This is a genomic window from Protofrankia symbiont of Coriaria ruscifolia (assembly GCF_900634745.1).
GTDB lineage: Bacteria > Actinomycetota > Actinomycetes > Frankiales > Frankiaceae > Protofrankia > Protofrankia californiensis.
In genome coordinates this window covers 1-25847 of sequence record NZ_CAAAFR010000073.1, presented here as the reverse complement: position 1 = coordinate 25847, position 25847 = coordinate 1, and the positions used below count along the sequence as shown (strand labels likewise).

Below are 25847 nucleotides of genomic sequence, written 5' to 3'. Positions count from 1 at the left end.
CCCACCCGCCCATCCGACCGGAACCGATGGTCGTGTACGAGGCCGCCGTGGCGACCCCCGTCAAGCGGCGGGGCCGGCCAGCAACGCGTCGATCTGGCTCAGGGCCGCGGACATGCCGTCGATCATGCCCATGGACACCAGCTGCTCCATCGTCTCAGGCGTGGGGAAGGTGCTCTCGATCGTCATAACGGTGCCCGTCTCGCCGTCTGCGGTGAGCTGCACGCGGGCGGTCGTGACGGGCATGTCGGGGCTGGGGCGGCCGGAGTCGTCGGCGAAGCCGTCCTCGAACTCCAGCCGGTGCGGGGCGTCGACGGACAGGATGCGCCACCAGCCGTAGTGCTTGTCGCCTTCCGGCCCGGTCATGAAGTACGTGACCGCACCGCCGGGAGTCAGGTCATGGTCGACGACGGTCGCGGGGTAGGTCGGTGGGCCCCACCACCGCTCGAGCTGGCGGGGGTCCTGCCAGACCTGCCACACCCGCGCTGGCGGTGCATCGAACCGCGCGGTGAGCGTCAGCGTGAGGGCTTCAGGGTTCTTCTGGACGTCGATCACGGTCATGCGCGTGCTCCTTGCTGTCTCCTGGGTCGGGATCGGCGAGGATCACGCCGATCCGGTCTATGCGCCCTCGCCATACGGCCGCCAGCTGGTCCAGCAGCCGATGGGCCTCGCGCAGGGCGTCCGCGTTGCCCCGTACCCGCTGCTCCCGGCCCTGTCGTTGCTTGGCGACCAGCCCGGCGCGTTCCAGCACCGCCACGTGCTTCTGGACGGCCGCGAAACTCATCGGGAACCGCCGGGCGAGGTCCGAGACCGAGTGCTCACCGGTCAGGGTGAGGGCCACGATCTCGCGCCGTGTCGCATCAGCCAGGGCGTGGAAGAGACGATCGGCACGGTCGGCGGACTCCTGACGTACAACCATCGAGTTGTACGTTAGCGGGTGCCGTCGGGCCGCGCAAGGACGGCACCGCAACTGTCCCCGGCCGCACGACTACTTACCCGTGATCACGGCAGCCAGATGCCTGTGGCCGGGGCGACCAGCAGGGTGAACCGGCAGTCCAGCGGCCGCGGCAGAACCGGAGGTCGTCCCGGACGTCGTGGAAGTTGAGGTGGCGGTCCCCCGCCTGAGATCTGCCGAGTGGTAGGTCTCAGGTGTCCGCCAAGACGTCTGTGTTCACGACTTCGGGAGCTCCCGCCCGTCCACCTTCCGCAAACAGGCTTCGGGCATGGTTGAGAGGCAAAGTCAGCCGGCGGGCTTTTTCCAGACTGAGACGTGTCGACGGCTCTCGCTGGTGAAGGGCTCCCGGGTCCAGCCGTCCCACCGGTCGCGTAGCCGGAGCCCGGCGAGCTGGGCCATCAGGTCGAGTTCCGCCGGCCAGACGTACCGGAACGGGATCGATCGGTGCTCGCTTCGACCGTCGACGATCTTGATGTAGTGCGAGCTCATCGTCTGGGTGGTGAGGTCGTCGTAGACGTCGAATCCCCACCGCGGCGGGCCGACCTGGAACGGCACGATGTTCTGCCCGGCCGGGAGCTTGCGCAGTTCGGGGACCATCACCTCGACGACGAAGCAACCGCCCGGTTCGAGGTGTGCCGCGGCGTTGCGAAAGCAGGCCACCTGGGCCGCCTGCGTCGTCACGTTCATGATCGCGTTGAAGACCAGGTAGGCGACGGAAAATCGCCCGTCCACTCTCGTCGTCGCGAAGTCGCCGACTGTCACGCCGATGGCCTCGCTGCCCGGTTTGACATGCAGCCGGGCGACCATCGCGGGAGACAGGTCGATGCCGTGGACCGGGATTCCCCGGCGTGCCAGCGGCAACGCCAGGCGTCCTGTCCCGATGCCGAGCTCCAAGGCCCGGCCGCCGCCTGCCAGTTCGGCCAGCACATCGACCGCCGAGTTCACGGCGCTCGGCTCGAACATGTCCGCCAACGACTCGTCATACGTCGCCGCGACCGGCTCCCCGAAGTAGTCGTCCGCATCCGCCATCCGCGGACCGTAGCGCGAAAGACCGCAGAAGTGCTCGCGGATTTCAGTCCTTTCGCAGTGTTGGGAGTCCGAGGTGGGCTGTGCGAGTCGCCCGGCTTCGGAGGTTGCGGTCGACCGCCGCGAGTTTGCTGACGGCGGCATCGAGACTGGTCTGGAGTCCCTGGACCTCGCCGAGCCAGCCGTTGGTCTTCGCCTCGTTGATGCGGTCGCGGAGGTTGCACGATGTGCGTCGCCGCCCGATGCAAAGGGGTCAGCAGGAGCGCCGAATTCGGGCCTCCAGCTCGTTGCGATGATCGGCGATCCAACGCTGGGCAGCGCGCACCTCGTCCACAGCCCCGACGCCGCGCAGCCGGAGGGCTGCAGGCTCGCCCGCGAGTGCACCTGCCAGGATGCCGCGCCAACAGCGCTCCTGCCACCACAGGATCGTTTCGATCAGACGCGTGCGCTGCCGCAGCCCGTAGGCGTCGCAGATCAGCCTAATCTTGCGGCACGTCTCGCCCAGGTCGGTCACCGATGGGCCGAGATCGAGGAATTGCCAGCACAGGTGGGCGACATCGTGGATCCGCTCGCCAGGTGCGGCGAGGTCCCAGTCGATGAAGGCCGTGGGGCGCAGCCCGCGGCCCAGGTCGCGGTAGACCGTGTTCTTCGGCGCCAGGTCGTTGTGGCAGACCACGTCGTGGTTGCCGGAGAGCTGCGTCCCGGCGGTGAGGTCGTGAAGGTCGCGGACCAGTTCGGCGGCTCGGACGAGACTCTCATCGGATGTCACGGCAGCGGGTTGCTCGGCCTCCCAGGCGACATGTCCGCTCAGGAAGCTGAGGATCTCCCGGCCTTGCTCGTCCATGCCGAGGAGCCGTGGCGAGCCCTCCCAGCCGTGCTGCTCGAGGAAACCGAGCAGTCGATGGACAAACTCGGCACGGCCGGAGAGCGGCCGGCGCACGGTGTCGCCGATCCGGACGATGGCATTCACGAAGCCGCCGGGCATGGGCGTTTCCGTCACGGCCGCATCCTGCCCGATCTGCTTCTCGGTTGCGTGGGGCGAGGCGAGCGGCGTATCGGAGTTCGGTGGCGCCCTCAGTCGCAACCTCGATCGCGGACTTCTCAGCCGCCAAGTCCCGAGGTTGGCGGGTCATTGGTGTCCTGCCTGCTCTGTCCCGTGGCGGGACGACGAGATCTGCCGGTCAATGATGGCTTTCACGGTCTCGGCCTGGGTTTGGGCGCGATCGCGAAGCGGCTGCGGAATCAGCGAGTCGCCGACGGTGGCGTCCAGGACGATAAGCCGTGCGCGGAGTTGGTCGATGCTGCGGTCGGTGTAGGCGAGGTTGGGGCAGGTCAACCGGCAGTGGGACTCCTGCGGACCGTCGGGGGCGAGCCCTTGGCTGGCGAGAATACGCCGGCACTCACCCGTCTCCGCCCGATGGACGCACGTGACGGCCGTGGTGACTGTACGTGAACGTCGTGGGAGGCGTTCCCCTTCGAGCGTGTCACGGACCTGTACCGCGGAGCGCTCGCCACCGTGCTCCTGCTGCCCGAGCGCTACCGCACGGCCGGCCAGATGACCCAGAGGATCTTCGAAGCCGTCCCTGCCGGCTGCCTCCCTCTCGCCCCGATCACGATCAGCGGTGTCGACCCCTTCGCCCCCGCTGCCTGCAGGTTGCCGACGCCGACGACGTTCTGTCCACAATCGGCTGGCTCTCAGCCATCGCCGGGACCACCGAGCACGCCGAGTTGATCGAACGGTGCCTGCGGACACTCGAGATGTTCTGGCTGTCGACCCGACTCGACACCATCGACAGAATGCTCTGCGCCCACGCCGGAGCAGGCCGATGAGACACGACGCCCCTATGGCGCGGCTGAGCCACGCCCTACCCTCGGGGCCCATGGACAGGATCGCCATCATCGGCTGCGGCGGCAGCGGCAAGTCGACGGTTGCCCGGCAACTCGCCGAGGTCCTCGACGCGCCGCTGACCCACCTGGACACCATCTGCTACGACACCGACTGGAACCCGCTGCCGCAGGACGAGTTCGCGGCCAAGCAGGAGAAGCTGGTCGCCGGCGAACGGTGGATCATCGAGGGCAACTACGCCTCCACGCTGCCGATCCGGCTGCGTGCCGCCGACACCGTCATCTTTCTGGACCTACCCGCCGCGACCTGCCTGTGGGGCATCGCCCAACGTCGCTGGCGCTACCGCGGCGGACAGCACGCGAACGTGGGCGTCTACGACCGGATCACCTGGACCTTCATCCGCTACATCGCCGGGTACCGGCGCACCATGCGTCCCCGCGTCCGCCAGCTCCTCGCCGAGCACTCCCCCCACACACGGCTGATCACGCTGACCAGTCGGCGGCAGTCGACCCACTTCCTCGCGCGGATACGCACTGACGAGCCACCGGCACCCTGACCGGGGCTGGGTGGGGAGGCGGGTCATGACGGCCCGGCTCTTCCTTGATCCGACCAGGGTGCGGGCTCTGTACCGGGCCGCCAGCGGCCTCGTCCGCCGCAACGGCGGCCTGCGCCGTGCAAAGGTCGCCGGGAGCGACGTTGCGGCGGCGACCGAGCGGCCCGCGGACCGGAAGGTCAGGCGCGCAGGAGGGTGATGGTGCGGCCGGCGGGGCTGATGGCCTTGTCGAACCCGGTGCGTTCGGTGATGGGGCGACGTCGGGTCGGCGGTCGAACAGCACGAGCACACCGTGGTCGAGGTCGAGCCGGTCGAGGTAGCCGTCGAGCTGGGTCAGCCCTTTGGCGAGGGGGTCGGCTTCCCCGTCTGCCGGGGCGCGTGCACCACGAAATAGCCCAACTGCTCGACGAGCCCGGGTGCCTCCGGCAGCCGCGACAACGCCGGAACCATGTAGTGGTACTCCGACAGACAGGGACCCGCCGTGTTGAACCGCCGCACCGGTCACCACCCTCCACGGCCTCGGGGCAAGGGCCGTCACCGGCGACTTTACGGCCGGCGGCTCACCCGCCGAGACGCGACCGACCACCTGCCGAGACCCGAGTCGTGTCCTGTCGTTGTCCGCCGGAACCACCGCCAGCTCCTCAAACCTCGGTGGTCCGGGACCTCAGCCTCAGACCTCGGCGACGGCCTGGGCGAACTGGGCCTGGTACAGGCGGGCATAGGCGCCGGCGGCGGCGAGCAAGCTGGTGTGGTCGCCCTGTTCGACGATCGCGCCGTTCTCCATCACCAGGATCGTGTCCGCGTCCCGGATCGTCGACAGCCGGTGCGCGATCACGAACGCGGTACGCCCCACCCGCAGGGTCGACATGGCCCGTTGGATCAGTACCTCGGTGCGGGTGTCCACCGAGCTGGTCGCCTCGTCCAGGACGAGGATCAGGGGTTCGGCGAGGAACGCCCGGGCAATGGTGATCAGCTGCCGTTCCCCGCCGCTGACGCCGGCGCCCTCGTCGTCGAGCACCGTGTCGTAGCCGGCCGGCAGGGTGCGCACGAACCGGTCGACGTGCGCGGCGGTGGCCGCCGCGACGATCTGCTCCCGGGTGGCGCCCTCGGCGCCGTAGGCGATGTTCTCCGCGATGGTGCCGCCGAACAGCCAGGTGTCCTGCAGCACCATGCCGATGCTCGCCCGCAGCTCCTCCCGCGACATCGCGGCGATGTCGACCCCGTCCAGGGTGATCCGGCCGCCGGTGACCTCGTAGAACCGCATCAACAGGTTGATCAGGGTGGTCTTTCCGGCACCGGTGGGGCCGACGATCGCGACGGTGTGACCGGGTTCCGCGGTCAGCGACAGGTCCTCGATCAGCGGCTTGTCCGGCTCATAACGGAACGCGACGTGTTCGAAGGCGACCCGGCCGCGCAGCCGGTCCGGGTGCGCCGGGGTGACCGGGTCGGGTTCCTGCTCGGCGGTGTCGAGCAGGTCGAACACCCGCTCCGCCGAGGCAACCCCGGACTGCACCAGATTCGCCATGCTGGCGACCTGGGAGAGCGGCTGGCTGAACTGCCGGGAATACTGGACGAACGCCTGCACGTCGCCGATCGACAGCGAGCCGGAGGCGACCCGCAGCCCGCCGACGACCGCCACCAGCACGTAGTTGAGGTTCCCGATGAACATCATCGCCGGCTGCATGAGCCCGGAGATGAACTGGGCGCGCCAGCTGGCGGCGTAGAGCCGCTCGTTGAAGTCACGGAAGATCTGTGCGGACTCCTCCTGGCGGCCGAACGCCTGGACCAGCGCGTGCCCTGTGTACATCTCCTCGACGTGCGCGTTGAGACGACCGGTGACCTTCCACTGGGTGACGAACTGCGGCTGTGCCAGCTTCCCGATCCGCGTCGCGATCAGGATCGACACCGGCACCGTGACCAACGCGATCAACGCGAGTACCCAGGAGATCCAGATCATCATCGACAGCACGCCGACGATGGTCAGCACTGACGCGATGATCTGCGACAGGCTCTGCTGCAGGCTCTGCCCGAGGTTGTCTATGTCGTTGGTGACCCGGCTGAGCACCTCACCCCGCGACTGGCGGTCGAAGTAGCGCAGCGGCAACCGGGAGATCTTGGCCTGCACGTCCTCGCGCAGCGTGCCGATCACCCGCTGCAGCCCCAGGTTCGCGAGCCTGGCCTGCGCGACGCCGCACAGCCCGGCCAGCGCGTAGACGACGAGCACCCACAACAGCACGGAGCCGATGGCGCCGAAGTCCATCCCCTGGCCGGGGGTGATGTCGAGTGAGGCGAGCAGGTCGGCCTGGGTGCCGTGGCCGGTGGCGCGTAGTTCGGCGACGGCCTCGGCCTTCGACGTGCCGGCCGGTAGCCGCCGGCTGAAGATCCCGGCGAACACCAGGTCGGTGGCATGCCCGAGCAGCCGCGGGCCGAGCACGGTGAGCCCGACGCTCGCCGTCGCCAGCACGATCACCGCGATGAACAGGTGGTACTGCGGACGCAGCAGGCCGAGCAGCCGGCGGCTCGACCCGGAGAAGTCCATCGACTTCTCCGCCGCGCCCTGGCTCATGAAGAAGCGGCCCGGACCGCCCATCGGCGCCGGGCCCCGGCGCGGCGCCGCCGCTGCTGGTGCTGCTGCTGGTGCTGGTGCTGGCGCTGGTGCTGGCGCTGGTGCTGGGCTGGTCACGCGGCCTCCTCCTCGGTGAGCTGGGAGAGAACGATCTCCCGGTAGGTGGCGTTGCCCGCCATCAGCTGATGATGGGTACCGGTACCGACGATCTCGCCGCCGTCCAGCACGATGATCTGGTCGGCATCACGGATGGTGGCGACCCGCTGGGCGACGATCACAACGGTCGCACTCGCGGTCTCCCGGGCGAGCGCGGCACGCAGGCGCGCGTCGGTGGCGTAGTCGAGGGCCGAGAACGAGTCGTCGAACAGGTAGATCTCCGGACGGTGGACCAGCACCCGGGCGATCGCGAGACGCTGCCGCTGGCCACCGGAGACGTTCGTCCCACCCTGGGCGATCACGGTGTTCAGGCCGTCGGGCATAGCCTCGACGAACTCCCTCGCCTGCGCGATCTCCAGTGCCTGCCACAGCTGCTCGTCGGTGGCGTCCGGATTGCCGTAGCGCAGGTTGGTCGCGATGGTGCCGGAGAACAGGTAGGGCTTCTGTGGCACCAGCCCGACGGTGGCGGCGAGCAGCGCAGGGTCGAGTTCCCGGACGTCGACGCCGTCGACGAGGACGGCACCCTCGCTGGCGTCGGCCAGCCGTGGGATCAGGCCGATCAGCGTCGTCTTGCCGCTACCGGTACTGCCGATGATCGCGGTGGTCTGGCCGGGCCGGGCCCGCAGACCGATCCCGCGCAGCACCGCCGCCTCCGCTCCCGGGTAGTGGAACCCGACGTCGCGCAGCTCCAACTCGCCGTGCCGGTCGAGGGAACGCACCGGGCTCGCCGGCGGCAGCAGGGTGGACTCGGTCTCCAACACCTCCTGGATGCGTTCCGCGCACACCTCGGCCCGAGGAATCATCATGAACATGAAGGTCGCCATCATCACGGACATCAGGATCTGCATGAGGTAGCTGAGGAACGCGGTGAGCGCGCCGATCTGCATGTGGCCGGCGTCGATACGGTGCGCGCCGAACCACAGCACGGCCACACTGGCGACGTTCACCACCGTGAGCACCAGCGGGAACATCAACGCCATCAGCCGGCCGAACCGCAGCGAGACGTCGGTCAGCTCGGCGTTGGCCACCCCGAACCGGCGCTGCTCGTGGTCGTCCCGGACGAATGCGCGGATCACTCGCAACCCGCTGATCTGCTCGCGCAGGATCCGGTTGACGGTGTCGAGGCGTTCCTGCATCGCCCGGCCCAGCGGCCGCATCCGGCGCACGATCAAGCTGATGATCACTCCGAGAACCGGCACGATCACGACGAGCAGGGTGGACAGCCCGGCGTCCTGACGCACGGCCAGCGCGATGCCACCCAGGCACATGATGGGAGCGGAGACCATCAGCATGAAGATCATAAGTACCAGCATCTGAACCTGCTGGACGTCGTTCGTGGCCCGGGTGATCAGGGATGGCGCGCCGAACCGGCCGATCTCACGGGCGGAGAACGACTGCACCCGGTCGAACACGGCCGCCCGGACGTCCCGGCCGAACGCCATCGCGGTCTGGGCGCCGAAGTACACCGCGGCACCGGAGCAGAGGATCTGCACGACGGCGACCCCGAGCATGATCCCGCCAGTGCGCAGGATGTAGCCGGTGTCGCCGACGATCACCCCGTGGTCGATGATGTCGGCGTTCAGGGTCGGCAGGTACAGCATGGCGATCGTCGCCAGCAGCTGCAGGCCGATCAGGATCGCGATCGGCCGGACATAGGGGCCGAGGTTGGCCCGCAGGAGTCGGATCAGCATGCAGTCTCTCTCTGCGGCGGGACGAGGCGAAGCGGAACGATAGTCCGGACGGTGGCAACGCTGTCATACCGCCGTACCGGTCAGGGGCGTGCCGCGGTGCCACCCCGTGCGACCGGACGGCAGTACCAGCTCTGCCGCCCGTCCCGTCCCGTTCCGGGACCGGCCGGACCAGCCGGTGGGCCGATGGCCGCACGAACAACGAACGGTCACCATCCCGCCGACGCATAGGGACACTACGAGCTGAACCCGACTTCAGGTCAAGGCGTTTTCCCCGCCACAGCCCGACGCGCCTGAAGACCCAGGTCGCCGCGGTGGCTGCCGGGTCTGATCAGTAGATTTGACAGGGCGCAGCATGTCCCGCGGCCCATAACGTGAGAATTTCTCGTCCGCCCGTGCCCAGGAGCAGCCATGAGCGAAACCCTCTCCGGAGCGACCGCCGCGGCATGCCGCGGCTGCCTGGCGAAGGTCACGGAATTCCGGCCGGCCGACGGCCGGCACGCCTGCTCGGTGGGCTGACCCTCATGCCGACCGTGACGATCCTGGACGACTACCAGCAGGTGGCGCTCACCAGCGCCGACTGGTCGGCAGTGCGCAGCCGCTACTCGATAGACGTGATCAGCGAGCACATCCCCGACCACGACACGCTGACCCGGCGCCTGCGCGGCAGCGAGATAGTCGTCGCGATGCGCGAACGAACGCGGTTCCCGGCCAGTCTGATAAAGACGCTGCCCGCGCTCCGGCTGCTGGTCACCACCGGAATGGCCAACGCGGCGATCGACCTCGACGCGGCCAGACGACAGGGCGTCACCGTCTGCGGCACCACCGGATCGGGTAACGCGATGCCCGAACTCACCATCGGAATGATCATCGCGCTCACCCGGCACTTCGCCCAGGAGGACGCCGCCATACGCGCCGGCGGCTGGCAGCACACCATCGGTCCCGGCCTGTCCGGCCACACCCTCGGTGTCGTCGGTCTCGGCCGCCTCGGCACACCGGTCGCCAGGCTGGCGCAGGCGTTCGGCATGTCGGTCATCGCATGGTCGCCGCACCTGACCGCGGAACGCGCCGCCCCGCACGACGTCCGCGCCGTCAGCAAACGGGAACTGTTCACCGACTCCGACGTGATCACCATCCACATGCCGTTGTCGGAGACGACCCGGGGCCTGATCGGCGCCGCCGACCTCGCCCTCATGAAACCGTCGGCCTACCTGGTCAACACCTCCCGCGGCCCGATCGTCGACGAGAGCGCGCTCCTGGAGGTCCTGCGCGAGCAGCACATCGCCGGAGCCGGCCTGGACGTCTACGACGTCGAACCCCTGCCGATCGACCATCCCCTGCGCACGCTGCGCAACACCCTGCTGCTCCCCCACATCGGCTACGTCACCACCGACGGCTACCGGACGTTCTACAAACAGATCATCGAAGACATCCTCGCCTGGCACGAGGGCACCCCGGTCCGGGTCCTGTAGCCCGATCCGGCAGGTCCGGGGCGGAAAGCTTCGGGCGGGAACCGAAACACCGGCGAACTCCGGTACGGGGGCCGGACGGCGGGAGGGCTCATGGCTGCGCTCCGAGCGCCGCGGGCAGATCACCGGCGTGCACGACGGTGAGAGAGGTGACCGCGCGGGTGAAGGCCACGTACAGCCTGCGCAGCCCGCGGGTCGGCTCCCCTTCCCCCGCCACGATCGCGGCCGGGTCCACGAGGACGACGTGGTCGAACTCCAGGCCCTTCGCCAGTGACGCGGGGACCAGCAACGCGCGGCCGACAGCGGTGTCGTCACGCAGTTCGACGATCGGAAGGTCGACGTCGCGCAGCGCCGCGGTCAGCGTGGGCACGAACCGGTCGGCTGCCACCACGGCCATCGAACCCTCACTCTTCAGCGCCCGCCGGGCCTGCTCGGTCACCTCCGCGACGAGCAGAGCAGGATCGGTCCGGGCCAGCGTCAACGCCCCCGGGACACTTCTGACCGAACGCGCGGCCGGCAGGTCCGGGGCGATGCGTGGGAGCAGTCGGTTCGCGAACGCCAGGATCTCCGCCGGCACGCGGTGACTGCGGGTCAGCACCTCGAGGTGGGCGGACGGTTTACCCAGCTGGGACAGGATCGTCGACCAGGAGTTCGCGGCCCACGCCGACGTGCCCTGAGCAAGATCACCGAGGACGGTCAGCGAGCCGTCCTCGCACCTTCGGGCGAGCGCCCGGCACTGCATGGCGGACAGGTCCTGGGCCTCGTCAACGATCACATGGCCGTAACCGGGCACCTTCTCGATCAGGTCCTGCGCCTCGTCGACGCAGTACGTGTCAGCCAGCGACCAGCGGGCGGTCCGGACGCCACGAGCCGACCCCCCGGGCGCGAGCAGCAGCCGCTGCTCGTCGACGGTGAGCACCCCGTCGGCGGTGGCGGCCAGGAAGGCCGCGTCGGTGAACAGGCGATGGACGAGCGTGGGTCCGTCGATCTTCGGCCAGATCGTCTCGAGCGCGTCCCGGACGGGCCGGCTGCGGGCCAGCGTCTCCAGTGCCCTGTCGGTGACATCCCCTCCGGTGGCCTCCGCCTGGCGGCGCACGGCGGAGGCGATCCGTCGTGCGAACATGGCCCGCCCGACTCCGTAGCGGAAGGGAGCTGACCGCACCGCGGCCAGAATCTCCGCTGTCTCGTCCGTGCCGACCGTCCAGCGGCCCGTCCTCGTGACGATCCTGACCGGCGCACTCGGCGCGCGGACCGCGCCGTCCAACGCGCGCCGGATGACGGTCGCCATGCGGGCGTCGCCTTTGAGTACGGCGACCTCGGCCGAGTCGGTCCGGCCTACCGTGACGGTGTCGAGGAAGTCGGTGACGCTGCGCTGAGTCACCGTGAACTCGCCGAGGGCCGGAAGCACCGTGGCGATATAACCGAGGAACGCGCGGTTCGGGCCGACGACGAGTACTCCCGCGCGCTGCAGCCACTCACGGTGGGTATACAGCAGATAAGCGGCGCGATGCAGGCCGACAGCGGTCTTCCCGGTTCCCGGGGCGCCCTGGACGCAGATGCTGGTCGCGATATCAGCCCGGACTATGTCGTCCTGTTCCGGTTGGATCGTGGCGACGATGTCACGCATCGGCCCGGATCGAGGCCGTTTGATCTCCTGCTCCAGGAGCTTGCCGGACACCGTGGACGTGGCGGCGGTGAGCGGTTCGTCCTCGAAGGCGGTCAGTTCCCCGCGGTCGAAACCGAACCGCCGCCGGGCGGTGAGGCCCATCGGGTCGCCCGGGTGTGCCCGGTAGAACGGCCGGGCGACCTCGGCCCGCCAGTCGACCACCAGCGGGTCGTCACCCGCCGCCTCCCGGACGAGCCGCCGCCCGAGGTAGATCCGCTGGTCCGGGACGGTTGGCGCATCCTTCGTGTAGTCGAGCCGCCCGAAGAACAGCGGCGCCGCCTCGTCCTGGTCGGTGAAGGTGGCCAGCATGCGTTCCCTGGCGGCCTTCAGGTACGCGATCGTCACTTTGTCCACCACCGGGTCGCCTCCGGCGATCTCCATCTCCCGCGCCTGCTGGTGCATGCCCTGCAGGGCGAGCTGGCTGCGGCGCAGATGCTCCCGCTCCTCGCGCAGCTCGTCGTCGCTTCCAGCGCTCACGGAGCCTCTCTTTACTTTACTCGGTAAATATTTTTACCGGATCATACTATCGTCTCGGCGCATCCGACCAAGTGGCCACAGCCAGCGACGTGGCCACAGTCGGCGACAGCACGGAAAAGGGGCGGATCCGCACCCCGTCTGAAACCCGAAACGACGCGGCTCACGCGTAGTCGGCGAGACCCTCACGCAACGACTGAAATGCCTGCCGCGCGGCTGTGACCGCGTCTGGAAACACCTGCGCGACGGACCGCTTCGCTGTCAGCTGTCGCCAGTTCTCCCGGGCCAGGACGCGCCGGACGGCGACGATCTGACCGGCCGCCAGCGCCGCAGCGAGTTCGCCGGCATTCGGCGCCGACTCGGCAAGTGCCGCCGCAAGCATTTCCTCATCCCGCGCGGCGTACTGTGCCAGCCGACCAGCCAGGCTCGGCGTGGAGAAGACCATACCGTGGTAGGCAAGCACCTCACGGTCGTCATTGAGCCCGGTCACCGGGTCGCCACGCTCGAGCCCGGCGATGAAATACCTCTCCAACGCAGCCAGGGGCGTCTCGCCGGAAGGCCGTTCCCGGACGACGCGAGCGGCTTCTCCATGATGGTCGACGATGCGGTGGAGGACCAGGTCCTCTTTGCTGGGGAAGTACGTGAACAACGTCGGCTTCGACACCTCGGCAGCCGCTGCCACCTCGGCGACGGAGACGTTGTCGAACCCGCGCTCAAGAAACAACGAGATAGCCGCCGCGGACAGGGCATCGTGGGTGCGCTGCTTCTTCCGCTCCCGAAGACTCAACGGCTCTCCCACCACAGCGAGCCAAGGTAGCATATCGGGATGCTACTCCCGCCATCAATATGATCTTCATCGAATACCGCCGACAGTGCGAACCGTGATCAGTAGCGCGGGGACGTGCGGACCGTCTTCCGGGTCAGCCCGCGAGCAACCCCTCGGTAATCTTATGGAGACGCGCAGCGTCCTGACTGTCGAAGAACCTGTTGTCCACCGCGATCCGCCTACCCTCCACAAACGCACTCAGACGATCGACAGGCGGCGAATCGATACAGGGAATAATCTGCGCGATGCTCTCCTGCACCGACTTACCGAATACCTTCAGACCCGCCACCTGCGCCGCTGCCGCCGCATCATACTCCCCGGAAAAACTGGTCGACACGATACCTGGATGAAACAGAACATATCCGACGCTCTTTGTATGTGTCGGTGAAGCTGACGCCGAGCAGATCGTTGAGCCTGCCACCATGCCCCAACGCCCCGGTCCCGAAGTAACCCCGCTCAAGTTGAAGATCGTCCCACTGGACGTCGCTCGTCCCTCCTGGTCCGGCGACGTTCAGGATGACCGGACTACCGGTGCGCTCCAGCTGTTCGACCAGCCCGTGACTGAGCAGGAAGCGACTCAGGTAGAACAACGCGAAGGTGCTCTCGAAACCCTCCGGCGTCTCCGACCGGACCGAGCGGTGGTAGCGGGCACACAGGACGAGCACGTCCACCACCGGAAAGGTGGCGGTGATCCACTCAAGGAGTTTCGCGTTCTCACCGACCAGACTCAGATCCGCCCGCACGAAGTGCGCCCGGGCGCCGGCGCCGATGCCGATGCCGCCCGCAATGTCGAGGAACTCCTTCCCCTTCGTCGCGTCACGGCCGACGACAACGACGACATACCCACGGCCGAGGCACCTCTCGGCGCGCGCCCTGCCTATGCCGTCCGGCCCACACGCCGAAACCCAGCCATCCAAAACCCGGAAACCCTCCGTACCCTGCACCGCCGGACGCGACCTATTCGTACCAGTCCCAGTCGTGCGACCAACGTTCGCGTCGTTCCCACTCCCGGGTGATCCAGTCCGGCCCGTCCGCCGCCACCGCTTCCAGGATGGGAAGCGCGCTGTCGATACCCGAGGTCTGGAGACCGGCCAGATCCGACTCGGCATCGAGGGCTGCGTCCTCGACGTCGCCGATGGTCTCGGTGACCTGGGTGATGTCCTGACCGTTGACCAGCGTCAGGCGGAAGGTGCGGCTACGCAGCCGCTTCACCTCCTTCATCGTTGAACCGCTGCCCCTGACGGTGCGGGAACCCCGCTCGGTCACGCTGGCCGATGCCAGGGCGCCGTAGCGGAACAGGTTCCACCGCTCGTTCCCGACCGCACCGTTCAGGAAGTTCAGCTCGGTCTTTATCTCGCGCACACCGCTACGCGTGAGCAGGAAGATGTGCACCAGGTAGGCCGAGTAGCGGGGCGGCCCCTGCGGGACGCGAGCCCGTGTCGCGCCCTTCGCCCCCTCGTTCATCACGACATGCGCTACGAGATCATGGCTGGTCAGGCGGGCCCTGCTGATGGCAGCGGTCTTCAGGTAGATCTTGTCCAGCGCCAGCCAACGGGCCATTTCCGTGTCGGTGGGCCGGTCGCTCTCAAGATGCTTCGTCCACTCGTGGTAACCGTGCATCTCCGTTTCGTGGAGTTCTTCGGCCTCGGCCTCGAGGATTTTCCCCACCTTCCGCAGGGAGGCGATACGCAGTAGCCCTTTGGTGGCGGCGAACCCGCCCGCGCCGATGACGACCGCCGGGATGACCTGGCCGGCGGACAGCAGGATCATCAGACCGGCCGCCGCGGTCACGACGCCGAGGGAGAACCGTCTCCTGGCATGCTCGGCCTCGGTCACTGCCGACCGGTACTGGAAGATCTCCCTGGACGCCCATCCGCTGGCCACCCGACTGGCGTGCCAGCGGATCAGCCAGTTCAGGGCGGCCGGCTCCACCTGGGCATTTCCGTAAAGGTCGACCAGCCGTTCTTTCAGGTGTGCGCGGGGGCCTGCCGCGTAGCCGTGCCAGTCGCCCGCGCGGTGCGGCCGCGCCTCGCTGAACCGCCTGTCGACGAGCTCGTGTACCTCCCGGACGAAGGCGGTCGGCACCCAGTGCCCCGGCGACCGGGCTTCCACGGGGTGGGCCGGGGGGAGCACCGCACGGTCCCTGACCGCGATGTGGAGCAGCAGCGCTTCACGCGCGACGCCGTAACGCACCAGCAGATATCCGCTCACAGCCAGCACCGGCACCGCGAGCGCCGTGGCGGCCCCCCAGGGGCCGCCCAACAGGTCCAGCACACCCAACAGCACGAAGAGCCCGCCGACGACGGCCCGCTTCCAGTCAGACCGTTGCGCCTTCGCGGCCGCTGGCCTGTCCTTCCTGGGCTCCGCCGGTTCGGCTTCGAAGAACAGCCAGGCCCGGTCGACACGCTCGCCCCGCATGCGCTCGGCCACGACACGGTGCACGTACGTGGACTCGATCCGCTCCCGCGCCACACCGCTGAAAATCAGGTCCAAGTGGCGGAAGATCTCATCCTGCCGTTCCGCCGGGAGCCGGTCGAGCACCTCAAGGACGTCTTCCAGATGTTCCCCGTCCGCGTGTTCCCCTTTCGCATGTTCTTCTTTCGCCTGACCATCGGAGCCGATCAGCATGCGGCGCAGCAGCCGCCAGACCACGTCCAGCGCCTCCCACCAGCCGTCCCGGGGCAGCTGCCGGCAGACCTTACGGGCATGGACGATGCCGGCGACCAGCTCACCATGAATCTCATGCGGAGATCGCTCACTGAGTACGGAGAGGACGTAGTAATAGCCGCGCTCAGTAGAAGCATCGCCATGCCACAGGAGATCACCGAACAGCGGTTCCGCCAACCGCGGCGTGCCACCCGTGAGGTGGTTGAAAGCGACCTCGTGCCTGCGCTCGGGCGGATCGTCCTGGTTGATGTGATAGGTGGACTCGTAATGAGTGATGGGGCTTCCGTAGTTCACGCCGATCTGCTGGCCCACCTGCGCGTTGTCCGCGGCCGTGTTGTGGTTCTCCACGCCGGGATCTCCCGTGAACGGGTCGGACCATTCGTCGTTCACTTCTTTTCTCCCCTCTCCCCCGCCCCTACCGTCCACGCCGCGTGGAAGGCTTCGAAGTTCACACCGATCTGCTGATCGACCCGGGCACCGCTCTGCGCGGTGTTGGTGTTCTGGATCGACACAGGCAGCGGTGGTTGCGTGTTCGGCGGCGTCCCGGCAGGGGTCCCGTCGCCCTTGCCGTCCTTGTTCTTGCCGTCGTCGACCGCGGCGGCGAGGAGTACGGCGAACGCCGCCGCGTTGCGCGCCGCGATGTCCTGACTGCCCTTGCTGTCGGTGACGCCCTTGGTCCCGTCCGCATGGTCGCTGATGGCGCGTATGGTCGCCGTCGCAACACCACCGCTGAGATGCCCGGCCAGCGCGAAACCCGAGCTTTCCATCTCGATGGCCACGGCGTCGTTGTAGTTGCGCCGCAGCCGCTGTGCCGTCGGCGAGACCTTCGAGTTCAGCAGGACGTCGCCCGCCGCCACGGCCTCGAAGTGAACGCTCGGCCCGTCCCCCGGGCCCAGCTCCGGCAGTAGAGCACGCCAGGCTTCGCCACGGGGCAGCCTTCTGGCGATCTGCTCCACCGCGTGCGGGAGCTGCCAGGAACGCGGCCGCGCCAGAAACTCGTCGTCCTCGCTACGGCCACCGTGATAGGCGTGAATCTTTGTCGCCACGACGACATCACCGATTGCCAACCAGTCGCGCAGCCCGCCCGCGATACCGACGAACAGCATCGCCGCCGGTGAGAACTCCGCCTGGGCGCGTGTGGCCAGGGCAGCCGCGTCCAGGGCCCCGGGCCCGGTCGTACCCAGCGCGACCTGGCACTTCGGGAAGGACGCGAGGCTGCCCACCTCGAAGAGGGTGCCCACGTCGTTCTTGTGAACTGTGGCGTCGGTCAGACACTCCAACACCGCATGGTGCTCGACCGGCAACGCCGTCAGGATGACAATCATCAGCTACTCCGAACGGTCGGTCACGACGCTTTTCACGGGCGTCGTGCTCGCGATGACAGGCTGCTGGCGAGTTCCGCAGTACAGCCGGGATCGATCCACTGGCGGCGGCACGCATCGTTACCGCCGGGCACCCGAAAGGCATTAATGAGGTGGTGCCGCGATGACGCGACCGTAGCTCGGTCCCGGGTATCTCGTCAAATCGGGCCAGTCGGACATCTTTCGTTGCTTTAAAGCAAGAAATACGACCTCCCACTCCGACGCTCGAGATGGGAAATCCGCATGGCGACACCGTCAGGGACGGCGATGACAGCTATGACGTTGCCGTCCGCGGGCCGGATGAGGAACCGGGTCCCGCACCCGGTTCACAGAATCGTGTAGATGTTTACGGAATCGTGTGGGATGGACAGCTCGGAGCGTTCAGGTTCCATGTCGGGGCCAGCGGCACCGGAGGTTTCATACTATTATCGGCGGGGCCCGGAACGCGGGTGGAGCGGGGTACCGGGGACGCCCCACCGGTGACGTCATCCCCGTCGGCGGCGGCCGGGGGCAGGCCGTTCGGCCCTGGGGCCACGGGGCGCCAGCCGAACCTCCTGACCACCGCGTCCACCACGATGTCGCGATGGTCGAACGCGACCCGCACACCGGGGGAAAGGAACTCGAGCACGTCGACCCAGCGGGCCGCGCGAGCGTCACTGCCTCCCCGCGGGACGGGCGCGCCGGGCAGGTACCCGTGATAGGCCACGCTGACCACCCGGCCGCGCGGATCACGTCCAGGTGCCCCGTAACAGGCCAGGCGCCGCAGGTGATCCCTGTCGATCATCACCCCCGTCTCCTCGCCGAGCTCTCGCACCGCCGCCTCCGGCGCGCGCTCCCCCGGCTCGACGAATCCGCCGGGCAGGGCGAGGGCCGCGCGGAACGGCTCCTTCGCGCGCTCCACCGCCAGTACCGACAGCACGCCGTCCCGCTTCGTGAACAGCACGACATCCACCGTGAACGCGCCCCCGGTGGGCCATGGGCCGCTGTTGTCCGTCATGCGGCCAGCGTAGGTTATTGTCATTTTGACATCAATGGGCTGACGCCGGATTTCCGTTGGCACAGCGCAAATTGTCACTTCGACAAAATGTCGTAGACGCCTGGAGCGGCCATTGCCCGCCCCGCTCCCGGCGCGGGGGTAGCCCGCCCGGAAGGGCACCCGGGAGAACCCCGTACCCGGACCACTTGGCCCCGGCCTCACGAACCGGGCGCACGCCCGTTCAGGAGGCGGCGGAGCGCGCCCGCATCATCGGGGGCAGCAGCACGGTCGCGGGACCGGCCCGGTAGAGGGCGGCGGGACGTCCGTTGGGCGTGGGCCGCTTGCGCCCGGTCGGCTCGATGAACCCGGCGGCGTCGGTGACCTTGCGGTGGAAGTTCGGCTTATCCAGCTCGGCCCCCCAGACCACCTCGTACACCTCGCGCAGCTCACCGATGGTGAACTCCTCATGGCAGAAGGCAGTGGCGATCGTCCGGAACTGCAGCTCGTCCCTGGCCAGCTCCACCGCGTCACGCAGAATGTCGTCGTGGTCGAAGGCCAGCCCCACCCGCCGCGCGTCCGAGACGGCCAGCCAGGCCGCCGCCCGCGCGTCCGAACCCGCGGTCGGTAGCGGGAGGTTGGGCGCGATGGCCAGGTAGGCACACGTGATCACCCGCGGGGTGCGCGGATCACGGTCGGGCGCGGAGTAGACGCCGACCTGCTGCAGGTGCAGGGAGCTGGAGTCGACGCCTGTCTCCTCCGCCAGCTCCCTGGCCGCGGTCTGGTCGAGGCTTTCGTCCCCGCGCAGGAAGCCACCCGGCAGCGCGAGCTTCCCCACGAACGGCTCGTTCCCGCGCTCGACCAGCAACACGCACAACCGGCCGTCCCGAATGGTCAGGATGACGAGGTCCGCGGTGAGAGTGACCTCCTGCCGGGCGCGGCTCACACCAGCGAGAGTACTGACTCCCGTCCCCCGGCTCGTGCTTCCGTCACCCCAGCTCGCGGGACGGTTCGGCCGTCCCATGTCCGCCTCGTGCCGCCCGGTTCCCGCGTGCGGGCCGTTAGGCGCGGCGCGCCCGTTCCGCCGTCAGCGCGGCGAGCTCCTCGGCATCGAGCACGTCACCGGCCTCGCGGGCGTCCCGGGACTCCGTGAGCTGCCGCATCGTCTCCCGGCTCGCCAGCACATCCAGCGTCTCCTCCAGCACCGCCAGGTCATCAGCAGAGATCAGGACCGCCACCGCGTGCCCGTGACAGGTGATCTCCACCCGCCCGCGGGTCCGCTCCACCTCGTCGACGAGCTCCGACAGCGGTCGCACGCCTCGACGAACGACACAGCGATCATGAAATCCAACATACCGCAACCGGCGCGAGGTCCAGGAAGAGCAACAACGATTTTACTGGACGCACACAAAAACGGTGTACCTCGAACCGCACGCCACCCATCCGACAGGATGATCAAACATGTGGCAGGCCGAAGGCACCGCCAACAGAAACCGGCTCACAGCCCTTTCTCAAGGCTCTGTGCCCCTGATTCGTCCGGTCAGGGACGGCAGAACAGACATCGCCTTCACGAGAGCGACGATACGGCTCGGCCGAGAAGCGTCATGGCTCCTGTCGCTGCTGTGGACAGCGCTGCCAAGCAGAGCCGGTAATGTACGGCTTCGGACCGCTTGGGTGGCGGCTCGCCACCGAGGGACAGGCGGTGTGCGGGTACAACCGGACGGGGGAACGTCGAAGGTGCGGGTCTTCATCAGTCACGCCAGTGAGGATTATGAGAAGGCGCGTGAGGTCAGTGGGTGGCTTGCCGACGCCGGGCATAAGCCGTTCCTCGCCCATCACTCCCGGTTCGGCGTACCGGCGGGCGATGACTGGTTCGACTGGATCCACGAGAAGCTGCGGCAGTGCGACGCGGTCGTCTTCCTGCTGAGCGGGCATTTTCGCGCATCGCAGTGGTGCCCCATCGAGATCGCACTGGCCCGCGTGCACGGCAGAATCTTACTGCCGATCATACTGGAACAAGGGGAGCGCCATGATTACCTGAAGCGTGAGCAGAATGTCGACTTCGCCGAAGCGGCGGATCGCATCCTTCGGCGACTCGAACCGCCCGTTCCCGCTACGACCGGCATCCGCCCCTTTCCGGGCCTGCGGTCGTTCACCTCAGACAACGCCGACTATTTCTTCGGGCGGGACCCGGACGTCCGTAACCTCACCGGGCTGTTGCGTCGACCACCGCGCCGGGGCGAGCCCGAGGTGGTGGTTGTCGTCGGTCCGTCCGGCTGTGGCAAGTCGTCGCTTGTGAATGCCGGAGTACTGCCCGAGTTGGATCGGTCGTCGCCGGAATTTGTGGTCCTTCCCCCGCTGGTGCCACGGGATGATCCCATTCGGGCGCTGTCCCAGAAGATCAGCGCATATGCCGTCAACTACGACCTGCCCATGAGCGCTCTTCGGCTGACCCCTTTGGACCTACAGGAACGGCTCGCCGACGAGGACGGGCTGTCGCGGATCGTCGATGATCTGCTGCTTGTCCGTCCCGGTGGGGAGGGGCGGGTGCTGCTGACGGTGGACCAGGCGGAGGAACTGCTGCGCGGGGAGGCACAGCAACAGAACACGGCTTTCCTGGCCGCCGTGCGGCAGGCCCTCCTCGCCAGTTCACTGACCGTTGTGATGACCATACGTTCGGAGTTCCTGGACAAGCTGATACTTGCCCCGGGGTTCGCGGGCACCCGCTTTGACACGTACGCCGTGGGCCTGCTCGACCCACAGGGCCTACGCGAGGTGATCGAAAAACCCGCACAGCGAGGCAAGCTGTATTTCGCCCACGAACTCGTCGACGCGCTGGTATCGGATACGGGGTCGGGTGCCGCCTTGCCGCTGCTCGCCTTCACTCTCGAACGCCTGACCGAAGGGCTCGACCGAGGCAGCCAGATCTCACTCGAGACATACACGGCCATGGGCGGGGTACAACAGATTCTCGCCGATCAGGCGACGAATGCCCTGGACCAGGCCGTGAAGGAATCGCATCTGACCGAGAACGAGGTGCTCACAGCGGTCGCACAGCTTGTCTCGATCGACGAGAACGGCCGGCGTATCCGGCGACGGGTACCTATCGACGTCTTCAAGGAACGCCCCCAGCAGGCCCTGATGTGCTTCGTGGACGCCCGCCTGCTGGTCACGGACTCCGCGGAGAGGGCCACTGAAACATGGTTCGACATCGCGCACGAGGCGTTGCTGTCCGCCTGGTCACCGCTTGATACCTGGCTGACAGGCAATGCCGAGTACATACGCCTACGCGACCAGATCATCGGCCGGATGAACGACCGCGAGCCGCTGACCGGCGCGCTGCTGTCGAAGGCAAGGGCGTGGGTCGCCGAGCGAGAACACGAGATCAGTCCGGATGTGGCGACGTTCGTCCATGAAAGTGCGGGGACACACGCTCGCGCGGAACGCGAACGCGAATGGGCCAGACGCAGCGCGGCCGAATCCCGAGCGCGGGCCCTCGCGGCGGCCGTCACCGACATGACGGTAAACAGCAGCCTGTCCCTGCAGGCTGCCCTCCTGGGGGGCATCGAATCGCTACACACGGCCGCCACCCCGGAGGGTGACCGGGCGCTGCGGCAGGTACTGGCCCGCACTCCCCCTCTCCTGCGGCTGTGGGCTGTTGACGACGATATTATGTTCACGGAAACATCCTTCGCCGCCGACGGCTCGGTCGTGGCCGCGACCAGCACTGAAAAACTGTTCGTCTGCCGCACTGCTGATGGTGCACGCCAGATTTATCCCCGCGACGGTACACCAATAATAAGCCGTGACGGGTCGATGGTCGTGACACAGACAGGAAATGGGCTGTTCTGCGTCCGGACCGACGACTGGGATTCCTGGCAGGTCACCCTGCCTGAAAACGACGAGCCCGTTGGTCTCGACGGGAGAACCCTGCTCACCATCAACAGAAAAAGGTACGTCTTCAGAGACATGGAGACCGGCAGAATAATTCGGGAGACCAGCCGTCCGGGAGATTTCGTCGCTGTCAGCGCCGACCTGTCAGTGGCTCTGCTCCGCGATGGCGAGGAATATTTCTTCCAGAATGTCCTCCTCGGCGGGAGAGCCGTCACCATCGTCCATCCCGACCGGGAGTCGGTCCGAACGAGGGCGCTCAGCCCGGACGGGCGCTTCGCCGCGACGACGACAATCGGTAGGACATCGACGACTCGGATCTGGGAGACGGCGACCGGCAAGGAGATCAGCCGGCTGCCCTGCGAGGAGAACGTCGATCTGATCGCGTTCAGCCATGACGGCAGAACGGTGGCGACCGTCGGACGGGACGGCTGGACACGGCTCTGGGACGTCGAATCCGGGCGGGAACAAGCGCGGATCGAGGAAAACGTCCACGCGCTGGCTTTCAGCGTTGACGACACGACGTTGTGGAGTGCCAACGCGTTCCACCTCGCCCAACAGTGGGACCTCACCCTGGGCGGAGCCGCTCGGCGGATCTCCCACAGGGCACGCGTCAAGTCCGTGGCGTTCTGTGGGGACAACCGGGTCGTGGTCGGCGACTCGGACGGCGTGGTCGCCATGTGGGATCTCGAAGCCATGCACCGGACCGCCGAATGGCACTATGGCGCGGGTGTGGCAGCCATCGCTGTCAGTCCGAACCAGACCCTCGTCGCGACATCGCACGACTCGAAGGTCGCGCTTCGCCGGCTGGACGGCCGAGACCGCCCCAGATTTCTACCGGGCGGTGACAGCTACAGCAACCCGATCGCGTTCAGCCCTGACGGCCGTTTTCTTGCCACCAGTGTGCGTGGAGCTCCGGAAAGGGTCCTTCTCCGCAATGTCGTGTCCGGACGTGTCCTGGGTGACCCCATCGAGCTCGGCAGTCCCCTCACCTCGGTCGCATTCAGCCCCGGCAGCGACCTGATCGCCACCGGTGAAGGGGACGACTACGTCAGCATTTGGTCACTGAAGGACGGGACACCGCGTGGCAAAATCTCCCACCGTAACTCGGTGCGGGCGGTCACCTTCAGCCTGGACGGCGCGCATCTCGTGTCGACGGACAACGACGGCGACGTGTATGTGGACGCCGTGGGCGAGGGAGGTGAAATCAATGACTGGACCAAACATGTCAGGCAGATGAAGCATGACCGAGGGGTCTTCGTCGCGGAGTTCTCGGCATCCGGCCTGCTGCTCACGGCAAGCTGGGATCGCACCGCCCGGGTGTGGGATGCCGTCAACGGCATCGAACTGTGCAGGTTTACCCATCTGCGCCATCTCACGGCGGCGAGCATCTCCCCGGACGGCTCTCTCGTGGTCACCGCGGACGAGACCGGCTGTATCCGGCGGTGGCCCACGACGTCGGACGGTCTGCTCGCGCAGGCCGAACAATCCGAGATACCTGGTCGCTATCGGCTCCGCGAACTCAACGACGGCGAGTTGTCGCGTTTCGGTTTGTCCCGATGAAGGAACGGGCCGCAGGCCCGTCATCAGGACGGCGTTCACCGCTGTGTTCCGCCAACTTTACAAGATCAACATTCCGTCATGCGGTGTACTGGCGCTGTCCGTACATGAGCGGATCTCTGGCGTGCAGTCGGCCGGTGGGGGCGAGCCGGCCTGTGAGCACCGGGTGATCGTGGGCCGGCGGTGCTCCGGTCGCGGTGTAGGCGGCGGTTGGCCGGGTTGAGTCAGGCGAGTCAGGCGGGCGCATCGGACGGCGCTAGGATCACGCGTCGTACAGGGGATATTGGGGGATTCGGCATGCTCAACGGTGGACGCCGTGGTCGACACATGACAGCTCCCACATCATGATTATCAACGAGGCGCAGGTGGCCGCGGCGCTGCCCGCCTACGAACTCGGTGAGGTCCTCGGCCGGGGAGCCTTCGGGCTGGTGGTGAAGGGCCGGCACCGCGAGCTTGATCGTCCGGTGGCCATCAAAATCCTGGCCGCGGGCACCGACGAGGCTGCGGCGAGCAGCCGTGCCGAGGCGCGCATGCTCGCCGCCCTCGACCATCCACATGTGGTGCGGGTCTACGACTCCATCCCCGCCGGCGACCTCCATCTGATCGTCATGGAACTGCTGGGTGGCGGAACCCTGACCCGCCGTCGGGCCGGCATGCCTCACGAGACCGCCTGCGCGGTCGGGCTGGCGGTGGCCGCGGCGCTGGGCTGCGCGCACCAACGGGGTGTGCTGCACCGCGACATCAAACCCGACAACATCCTGTTCGACACCGCCGGGCTGCTCAAAGTCACCGACTTCGGCATCGCGAAACTCGTGGAAGGGTCCGCGACCACCGCCAGCGCGGTTATCGGCACCCCCCGGTACATGGCCCCCGAACAGCTCCTCGCCAGACGGCTGGGCCCGGCCACCGACCTGTACGCCCTGGGAGTGATGCTCTATGAGCTGCTCACCGGTGCGCTGCCGTTCGATCCGGCCCTGCCGCCGACCCTGCTCGCCCAGCACCACCTTTACACCGTTCCCACCCCGCCGGCCGGCGTGCCCGCGCCGGTGGCCGCCGTCATCATGCGGGCTCTGGCCAAGGATCCGGCCGCCCGTCAGCCGTCCGCCCACACCTTCGCCCTGGAGCTGGCCCGCGCCGCCGCCGTGTACGGTCCGGGCTGGACCGCCCGCGCCGGCATCGGGCTCCGCCTCGACGACGACCTCCATGCCGCCGTCCAGCAGCCGGCATCCGCGCGGCCGCCGTTCCCGAGCCGTCCGAGCGTCGCGCCGACCGCCAACATCGGCCAGCCGCCCGCCCCGCCCTTCCTCCCGCCCGGCCCGCTCAGCCCTCCCGACCCGCTCAGCCCTCCCGGCCGCGGAGCCGAGATGCCGTTTCCGGGATATCCGCCTCCGCTCGGCGGCGGCGCGCAGCGTGTCCCGCCGCCTCCGCCGGCCGCGTACGGGACCCCGCCTGCCCCGTACTCCGCCCCGCCTGCCCCGTACTCCGCGCCGCCGGTCCCGTACGCGGCCCCGCCGGGCTCGTACCCGCCGGTGGCCCCGGGTCCGGGTGGCCCGGGCGGCAGCGGGCCACGGGGGCAACAGCCCGACGGCGGATATCCACAGCCACCTGGTTACGGGAACCCCTACGGCTACGGCTCTCAGCCACCAGCTCCGTACGGCGCCCCCGTACGGTCGTATTACGCCGGTTGGGGCGCCCGGGTCGGGGGCACCCTCATCGACCTGCTGATCGTCTGGGGTGTCTCCGCGGGCCCGGCCGCCGCTCTGCCTTCCTCCTCGGCCGACGGGGTCGGTCTGCTCCTCTTCTTCGTGGCCACGCTCGTCATGAGCTACGTCGAGGGCGTCACCGGTCAGACGCCGGGCAAACGCATCGCGCATATCAGGCTGGTCCGCGAACTCGACGGCCAGCCGCTCGGCTTCGGCCGGGCGATCGCTCGCCGCCTGTGCCATGTCCTGGACGCCCTGCCGTTCTATGTCGGCTTCCTGTGGCCGCTCTGGGACGCGAAAAAGCAGACCTTCGCCGACAAGATCATGAAATCCGTCGTCGTCAGAACCAGATAAGCGAACGAGGAACCGATCCGGGCCGCCCGGCAGTTCTTACAGATAACGATCACCCGCGCCCACTGTTTTGCGCTCTTCATGGACCCTGCTGGTTTATTCAGGTCGCGGTGGTGAAG

The 25847-nt window shown here is 67.9% G+C and carries 22 protein-coding genes; 5 read left to right on the top strand and 17 right to left on the bottom strand.

What is annotated here, in order from left to right:
* Nucleotides 1-60: 60 nt before the first annotated feature.
* The 5 genes from CV1CTNOD_RS10445 to CV1CTNOD_RS10420 form a co-directional block, all read right to left on the bottom strand.
* Nucleotides 61-558: an SRPBCC family protein gene (locus CV1CTNOD_RS10445; protein ID WP_131785914.1), complete on the bottom strand. Its 498-nt coding sequence runs from the start codon at nucleotides 556-558 to the stop codon at nucleotides 61-63.
* On the bottom strand, nucleotides 527-916 hold the full coding sequence (locus CV1CTNOD_RS10440; RefSeq protein WP_131785913.1) for an ArsR/SmtB family transcription factor: 390 nt from the start codon (nucleotides 914-916) through the stop codon (nucleotides 527-529). Before CV1CTNOD_RS10440 ends, CV1CTNOD_RS10445 begins: the two co-directional genes overlap by 32 nt.
* 321 nt (nucleotides 917-1237) lie before the next feature.
* Entirely contained in the window at nucleotides 1238-1981 is a 744-nt protein-coding gene (locus CV1CTNOD_RS10435) for a class I SAM-dependent DNA methyltransferase (protein WP_131785912.1), read from the bottom strand.
* Nucleotides 1982-2231: 250 nt separating this feature from the next.
* On the bottom strand, nucleotides 2232-2978 hold the full coding sequence (locus CV1CTNOD_RS10425) for a phosphotransferase (protein ID WP_242606573.1): 747 nt from the start codon (nucleotides 2976-2978) through the stop codon (nucleotides 2232-2234).
* A 129-nt stretch (nucleotides 2979-3107) separates the two neighbouring features.
* Complete coding sequence (locus tag CV1CTNOD_RS10420) at nucleotides 3108-3314, bottom strand: hypothetical protein (RefSeq protein ID WP_131785911.1); 207 nt, start codon at nucleotides 3312-3314, stop codon at nucleotides 3108-3110.
* A 544-nt stretch (nucleotides 3315-3858) separates the two neighbouring features.
* Between CV1CTNOD_RS10420 and CV1CTNOD_RS10415 the strand changes: the two genes are divergently transcribed.
* Both CV1CTNOD_RS10415 and CV1CTNOD_RS24630 read left to right on the top strand, forming a co-directional pair.
* Nucleotides 3859-4380, top strand: coding sequence for a topology modulation protein (locus tag CV1CTNOD_RS10415; RefSeq protein WP_131785917.1), 522 nt, complete (start codon nucleotides 3859-3861; stop codon nucleotides 4378-4380).
* A 25-nt stretch (nucleotides 4381-4405) separates the two neighbouring features.
* On the top strand, nucleotides 4406-4576 hold the full coding sequence (locus tag CV1CTNOD_RS24630) for a hypothetical protein (protein ID WP_165485431.1): 171 nt from the start codon (nucleotides 4406-4408) through the stop codon (nucleotides 4574-4576).
* Nucleotides 4577-4710: 134 nt separating this feature from the next.
* Here CV1CTNOD_RS24630 and CV1CTNOD_RS24625 read toward each other — a convergent pair whose 3' ends face one another.
* The 3 genes from CV1CTNOD_RS24625 to CV1CTNOD_RS10405 form a co-directional block, all read right to left on the bottom strand.
* Nucleotides 4711-4875, bottom strand: a complete 165-nt coding sequence (locus CV1CTNOD_RS24625) for a hypothetical protein (protein WP_165485428.1) — start codon at nucleotides 4873-4875, stop codon at nucleotides 4711-4713.
* Nucleotides 4876-5047: 172 nt separating this feature from the next.
* Entirely contained in the window at nucleotides 5048-6967 is a 1920-nt protein-coding gene (locus tag CV1CTNOD_RS10410) for an ABC transporter ATP-binding protein (RefSeq protein ID WP_131785910.1), read from the bottom strand.
* Nucleotides 6968-7056: 89 nt separating this feature from the next.
* Complete coding sequence (locus tag CV1CTNOD_RS10405) at nucleotides 7057-8790, bottom strand: ABC transporter ATP-binding protein (RefSeq protein WP_131785909.1); 1734 nt, start codon at nucleotides 8788-8790, stop codon at nucleotides 7057-7059.
* A gap of 521 nt (nucleotides 8791-9311) precedes the next feature.
* On the opposite strand from CV1CTNOD_RS10405, the gene CV1CTNOD_RS10400 reads away from it, so the two are divergent.
* A complete protein-coding gene (locus CV1CTNOD_RS10400; protein WP_131785908.1) occupies nucleotides 9312-10259 on the top strand; it encodes a D-2-hydroxyacid dehydrogenase family protein in 948 nt (315 codons plus the stop codon).
* Nucleotides 10260-10347: 88 nt separating this feature from the next.
* Here CV1CTNOD_RS10400 and CV1CTNOD_RS10395 read toward each other — a convergent pair whose 3' ends face one another.
* From CV1CTNOD_RS10395 to CV1CTNOD_RS10360, 9 genes are all read right to left on the bottom strand, one after another.
* Nucleotides 10348-12399: a HelD family protein gene (locus CV1CTNOD_RS10395; RefSeq protein WP_242606572.1), complete on the bottom strand. Its 2052-nt coding sequence runs from the start codon at nucleotides 12397-12399 to the stop codon at nucleotides 10348-10350.
* A gap of 160 nt (nucleotides 12400-12559) precedes the next feature.
* A complete protein-coding gene (locus CV1CTNOD_RS10390; protein WP_131785907.1) occupies nucleotides 12560-13216 on the bottom strand; it encodes a TetR/AcrR family transcriptional regulator in 657 nt (218 codons plus the stop codon).
* A 100-nt stretch (nucleotides 13217-13316) separates the two neighbouring features.
* Entirely contained in the window at nucleotides 13317-13559 is a 243-nt protein-coding gene (locus tag CV1CTNOD_RS26515; protein WP_242606571.1) for a hypothetical protein, read from the bottom strand.
* Nucleotides 13531-14139 (bottom strand): SDR family NAD(P)-dependent oxidoreductase, encoded by a 609-nt coding sequence (locus tag CV1CTNOD_RS26510; RefSeq protein ID WP_242606570.1) that lies wholly within the window; start codon nucleotides 14137-14139, stop codon nucleotides 13531-13533. The genes CV1CTNOD_RS26515 and CV1CTNOD_RS26510 overlap by 29 nt, the downstream gene beginning before the upstream one ends.
* 40 nt (nucleotides 14140-14179) lie before the next feature.
* Nucleotides 14180-16279 (bottom strand): hypothetical protein, encoded by a 2100-nt coding sequence (locus CV1CTNOD_RS26505; RefSeq protein ID WP_131785906.1) that lies wholly within the window; start codon nucleotides 16277-16279, stop codon nucleotides 14180-14182.
* The gene (locus tag CV1CTNOD_RS10375) at nucleotides 16276-17214 is read right to left on the bottom strand and encodes a 5'-methylthioadenosine/S-adenosylhomocysteine nucleosidase (protein ID WP_131785905.1); all 939 of its coding nucleotides are present in this window, start codon (nucleotides 17212-17214) and stop codon (nucleotides 16276-16278) included. The genes CV1CTNOD_RS26505 and CV1CTNOD_RS10375 overlap by 4 nt, the downstream gene beginning before the upstream one ends.
* Nucleotides 17215-17596: 382 nt before the next feature.
* Nucleotides 17597-18247, bottom strand: a complete 651-nt coding sequence (locus tag CV1CTNOD_RS10370) for an NUDIX domain-containing protein (protein WP_165485430.1) — start codon at nucleotides 18245-18247, stop codon at nucleotides 17597-17599.
* 220 nt (nucleotides 18248-18467) lie between these two features.
* Nucleotides 18468-19247 carry an NUDIX hydrolase gene (locus tag CV1CTNOD_RS10365; RefSeq protein ID WP_131785903.1) on the bottom strand — a complete coding sequence of 260 codons (780 nt, stop codon included), beginning with the start codon at nucleotides 19245-19247 and terminating at the stop codon, nucleotides 18468-18470.
* A gap of 37 nt (nucleotides 19248-19284) precedes the next feature.
* Nucleotides 19285-19539 (bottom strand): type II toxin-antitoxin system Phd/YefM family antitoxin, encoded by a 255-nt coding sequence (locus CV1CTNOD_RS10360; RefSeq protein ID WP_131785902.1) that lies wholly within the window; start codon nucleotides 19537-19539, stop codon nucleotides 19285-19287.
* A gap of 388 nt (nucleotides 19540-19927) precedes the next feature.
* Here CV1CTNOD_RS10360 and CV1CTNOD_RS10355 point away from each other — a divergent pair, with 388 nt between their 5' ends.
* The gene (locus tag CV1CTNOD_RS10355) at nucleotides 19928-23677 is read left to right on the top strand and encodes a toll/interleukin-1 receptor domain-containing protein (protein ID WP_165485429.1); all 3750 of its coding nucleotides are present in this window, start codon (nucleotides 19928-19930) and stop codon (nucleotides 23675-23677) included.
* A 341-nt stretch (nucleotides 23678-24018) separates the two neighbouring features.
* Complete coding sequence (locus CV1CTNOD_RS27315; protein WP_207386320.1) at nucleotides 24019-25731, top strand: protein kinase domain-containing protein; 1713 nt, start codon at nucleotides 24019-24021, stop codon at nucleotides 25729-25731.
* Nucleotides 25732-25847 lie beyond the last annotated feature (116 nt).

Excerpts from the sequence above, each read along its gene's own strand:
- CV1CTNOD_RS10390 (WP_131785907.1), bottom strand. The coding sequence starts at position 13,216 with ATGCTACCTTGGCTCGCTGTGGTGGGAGAGCCGTTGAGTCTTCGGGAG.
- CV1CTNOD_RS10365 (WP_131785903.1), bottom strand. The coding sequence starts at position 19,247 with ATGGGACGGCCGAACCGTCCCGCGAGCTGGGGTGACGGAAGCACGAGC.
- CV1CTNOD_RS24630 (WP_165485431.1), top strand. The coding sequence starts at position 4,406 with ATGACGGCCCGGCTCTTCCTTGATCCGACCAGGGTGCGGGCTCTGTAC.
- CV1CTNOD_RS10410 (WP_131785910.1), bottom strand. The coding sequence starts at position 6,967 with ATGGGCGGTCCGGGCCGCTTCTTCATGAGCCAGGGCGCGGCGGAGAAG.
- CV1CTNOD_RS10445 (WP_131785914.1), bottom strand. The coding sequence starts at position 558 with ATGACCGTGATCGACGTCCAGAAGAACCCTGAAGCCCTCACGCTGACG.
- CV1CTNOD_RS10400 (WP_131785908.1), top strand. The coding sequence starts at position 9,312 with ATGCCGACCGTGACGATCCTGGACGACTACCAGCAGGTGGCGCTCACC.
- CV1CTNOD_RS10375 (WP_131785905.1), bottom strand. The coding sequence starts at position 17,214 with ATGATTGTCATCCTGACGGCGTTGCCGGTCGAGCACCATGCGGTGTTG.
- CV1CTNOD_RS10440 (WP_131785913.1), bottom strand. The coding sequence starts at position 916 with ATGGTTGTACGTCAGGAGTCCGCCGACCGTGCCGATCGTCTCTTCCAC.
- CV1CTNOD_RS10370 (WP_165485430.1), bottom strand. The coding sequence starts at position 18,247 with ATGACGGACAACAGCGGCCCATGGCCCACCGGGGGCGCGTTCACGGTG.
- CV1CTNOD_RS27315 (WP_207386320.1), top strand. The coding sequence starts at position 24,019 with ATGATTATCAACGAGGCGCAGGTGGCCGCGGCGCTGCCCGCCTACGAA.
- CV1CTNOD_RS10415 (WP_131785917.1), top strand. The coding sequence starts at position 3,859 with ATGGACAGGATCGCCATCATCGGCTGCGGCGGCAGCGGCAAGTCGACG.
- CV1CTNOD_RS10405 (WP_131785909.1), bottom strand. The coding sequence starts at position 8,790 with ATGCTGATCCGACTCCTGCGGGCCAACCTCGGCCCCTATGTCCGGCCG.
- CV1CTNOD_RS10435 (WP_131785912.1), bottom strand. The coding sequence starts at position 1,981 with ATGGCGGATGCGGACGACTACTTCGGGGAGCCGGTCGCGGCGACGTAT.